At 29.4% G+C, this 3,963-nt stretch carries 3 protein-coding genes; 2 read left to right on the top strand and 1 reads right to left on the bottom strand.

Annotated elements, in window-relative coordinates; genetic code table 11:
• Positions 1–70 precede the first annotated feature (70 nt).
• Positions 71–532 (top strand): DUF2147 domain-containing protein, encoded by a 462-nt coding sequence (locus HMPREF0202_RS02545; protein ID WP_023051813.1) that lies wholly within the window; start codon positions 71–73, stop codon positions 530–532.
• Between the two features lie 74 nt (positions 533–606).
• On the opposite strand, the gene adhE is transcribed toward HMPREF0202_RS02545, so the two are convergent.
• Positions 607–3,231, bottom strand: a complete 2,625-nt coding sequence (gene adhE / locus HMPREF0202_RS02550; protein WP_147524917.1) for a bifunctional acetaldehyde-CoA/alcohol dehydrogenase — start codon at positions 3,229–3,231, stop codon at positions 607–609.
• Between the two features lie 228 nt (positions 3,232–3,459).
• Here adhE and HMPREF0202_RS02555 point away from each other — a divergent pair.
• The coding region (locus HMPREF0202_RS02555; protein ID WP_023051815.1) for a UvrD-helicase domain-containing protein at positions 3,460–3,963 on the top strand (504 nt) is incomplete at its 3' end.

Genomic DNA, 3,963 nt, shown 5'->3' on the forward strand with positions numbered 1-3,963 from the left:
TTTTTTTCAGTATTGATTTATTTAATTACACCTGTTATAATATTAAAAACAAATATTTTGGAGGAATAAAATGAAAAAAATATTTTTATTAATTACACTTATATTTAGTACTTTAACTTTTTCAAAAGAAGAGGATATTCAAGGAAAATGGATTACTGAAAAAGCTAAAAATGGAAATCAAATCATAGTAGAGTTTCAAAAAATAGACAATAGATATTTTGGAAAAATCATACAACTAACTATCCCAATTTATGAGAAAGGTCACAAGTTAGAAGGAAAAACTAAAATAGATTTAGCAAATCCTGATGAAAAACTTAAAACAAGATTATTAGTTGGTATAAATTTCGTTAGTGATTTCACATATAACCCTGAAAAAGATCGTTTTGAAAATGGATTTATTTACAATCCAGAAAATGGAAAAACTTACTACTGCTCAATCTCTTTTAAAGACCCAAATACCCTTATAGTAAAAGGAAGTCTTGATAAATCAGGCTTTATTGGATCTAAACAAATATGGTCAAAAATTAAATAACTATAAATAAAACCTCCTAAATATTTAGGAGGTTTTATTTTCTATATGACTAAATTTAATTAAGGTGGCTAATTTTATTTTGCTTTTTTCTCAGATTTTTCTTCGCTTTTCTTTTGCATAGCTAAGTATTTTTCTGGACCATAATAAGCTCTTAAGTACATCTCTTTTAAATCACTCATTAATGGATATCTTGGATTTGCTCCTGTACATTGGTCATCAAATGCATCTTCAACCATTTGATCTAATTTAGATAGGAACTCTTGCTCTGAAATTCCATATTCTGCTATTGTTGACTTTATTCCAATTTCAGCTTTTAATTCTGCTATTTTCTTTCTTAATATTTTAGCTTTCTCTTCTGGAGTTTCATTTCCTTTTGTAAATCCTAAATAGTCAGCTAATTTTGCGTAACACTCTTTTGCATGTGGATATTTATATTGTGCAAATCCTGCCATTTTAAATGGTCTATCTGTTGCATTAAATCTAATTACTTCATCAAGTAATAATGCATTTGCTACTCCATGAGGTAAGTGGAATGCTGCTCCTAATTTATGAGCCATTGAGTGACATATTCCTAAGAATGCGTTCGAGAATGCCATTCCAGCCATACAAGATGCATTTGCCATTTTTTCTTTAGCTTTAACTGCTAACGCTCCACCTTTAACTGATTCAGGAAGATATTTAAATGTTAATCTAGTTGCTTCTAATGCTAATGGATTAGTAAATTCTGATGCCATTATTGACACATATGCCTCAATAGCGTGAGTTACTACGTCTATTCCCGATGCTGCTGTTAAACCAGCTGGCATTGATAACATCAATTGAGGATCTACTACTGCTACATTTGGTGTAATTTCATAGTCAGCTAATGGATATTTTACTCCTGTCGTATCATCTGTTATAACCGCAAATGGAGTTACTTCTGATCCTGTTCCTGCTGAAGTTGCAACTGCCCAGAACTCTGCCTTTTCTCCCATTTTAGGGAATTTAACTATTCTTTTTCTAATATCCATAAATGTCATAGCTAAATCTTTAAAGTTTACTTTTGGATGCTCATACATAACCCACATAATTTTAGCCGCGTCCATTGCTGAACCTCCACCTAAAGCTATGATTACATCTGGGTTATAGTTTCTCATTAATTCTGCACCTTTTTCAACTACACTTAAAGTTGGGTCCGCTTGTACATCTGAGAATACTCTAAAATCTACTCCGATATTTTCTAAAACTGTTGTTATATGATCTGTATATCCTAAAGAAGCTAACTGTTGATCTGTTACAATTACAGCTTTTTTCTTTCCTTTTAATTCTTCTAAAGCCACTGGAAGAGATCCGAATTTGAAGTATACTCTTTCAGGAATTCTAAACCATAGCATATTTTCTCTCCTTTTAGCAACTGTCTTTATGTTTATTAAGTGTTTAACTCCAACGTTTTCAGAAACAGCGTTTCCTCCCCACGATCCACATCCAAGTGTTAATGATGGTGCTAGTTTAAAGTTAAATACATCTCCTATAGCTCCTTGAGCTGCTGGCATATTAATTAATGTTCTTCCTGTTTTCATTGTTTTTCCAAATAAATCAATTTTATCTTTTGCAACTAATTCATCTGCATATAAAACTGATGTATGTCCCATTCCACCAAGCTCTATTAATCTATCTGCTTTCTTTAAAGCGTCTTCAAAATTCTTAGCTTTATACATAGCTAATACTGGTGATAATTTCTCATGTGAAAATGCTTCTTCTAATTCAACTGATTCAACTTCTCCTATAATAACTTTTGTATTTTCAGGAACAGTTACTCCAGCCATTTGAGCTATTTTGTAAGCAGATTGTCCTACAATATCTCCATTTAAATGTCCATCTATTACTATTGTTTTTCTTACTTTATCTACTTCGTCACCTTTTAATATGTAGGCATTTCTTGCTGTAAACTCTTCTTTTACTTTATCGTAAATTGAAGTTGGAATTATTACTGCTTGCTCAGAAGCACAGATAACTCCATTATCAAAAGTTTTTGATAATAAAATTGAGTTTACTGCCATTTTTATGTGTGCTGTTTCATCTATTATTACTGGTGTATTTCCAGCTCCTACTCCAATTGCAGGTGTTCCTGATGAATAAGCAGCCTTAACCATTCCTGGTCCTCCAGTTGCTAATATTAAATCTGCCATTTTCATAAGATCATTAGATGCTTGAACTGATGGCTCAGCAATCCATCCAATTATATCTTTTGGAGCTCCAGCTTTTACTGCTGCTTCTAAAACTATTCTAGCTGCCTCTATTGTTGCATTTTTTGCTCTTGGGTGTGGAGAAAAAATAATTCCATTTCTTGTTTTTAAAGCTAATAATGCTTTAAATATTGCTGTTGATGTTGGGTTAGTAGTTGGAACTATTCCAGCTATAACTCCAATTGGTTCAGCTATTTTTTCAACTCCATAAGCTGCGTCAACTTCTATTGTTCCACAAGTTTTTGTATCCTTGTATGAGTTATATATATATTCTGAAGCAAAGTGATTTTTTATAACTTTATCTTCAACAATTCCCATTCCAGTTTCTTCAACTGCCATTTTAGCTAATTTTATTCTAGCATTATTTGCAGCTAATGAAGCTTCTCTAAAAATTTCATCTACTTTTTCTTGAGTAAATTTAGAATATTCTTTTTGTGCTAATCTTACTTTTTCTATTGTATTTATTAGTGTCATAAACATCACTCCTGTGTGAATTTTTATTTTTATAATGCTAGTATACTTGTGTTTTAGTGTTTTTTAAAATTTTTTTTCGATAATTTTTCTAATTTTTAACCGTCAATTTTTGATCATTTTAATTTTTTAGACTCATTATTCAATTTTTTGTTACTTTTATTAGATTTTTTTACTTTATTGAGGTATATTCTATTAAGCTTTATTTTTATAGGGGAGATGATAAGTTTTATGAAAGAAAACTATTTAAAAAATATATCTTTAAAAAATTTAGATTTATCTGATAATTTCAAAAATTTTTTAATCAATAATTTAAATTTTGATCAATTAATAGCCGTAATAAATTTTAATGGCCATTTTTTAGTTATAGCAGGAGCAGGTTCTGGAAAGACAAGAACCATTATATATAGAGCTCTTCTTTTAATTGAACTTAAAATACCTTCTAAAAATATTCTAATTCTAACTTTTACTAGAAAAGCTATTAATGAAATAAAAACAAGAATCAGCTCTTTTTTACCTGATTCAAATATTTGTATTGAAACTTTTCATTCTTTAGCATATAGATATTTAAAAAAATATAGTCAAAATAAATGTTTTAAAATTCTTACTACAGATGATGCTTTAGTTTTAGCTAAAAAAACTCCTCTTTATGACAATATTTTAAAAAATTTTTCTAAAGATATTTTAATAAAAATTATCTCTTTAACTTCTTCCTCTATTTTAAAAGAATATTAT

This window comes from Cetobacterium somerae ATCC BAA-474, from assembly GCF_000479045.1.
Lineage (GTDB): Bacteria > Fusobacteriota > Fusobacteriia > Fusobacteriales > Fusobacteriaceae > Cetobacterium_A > Cetobacterium_A somerae.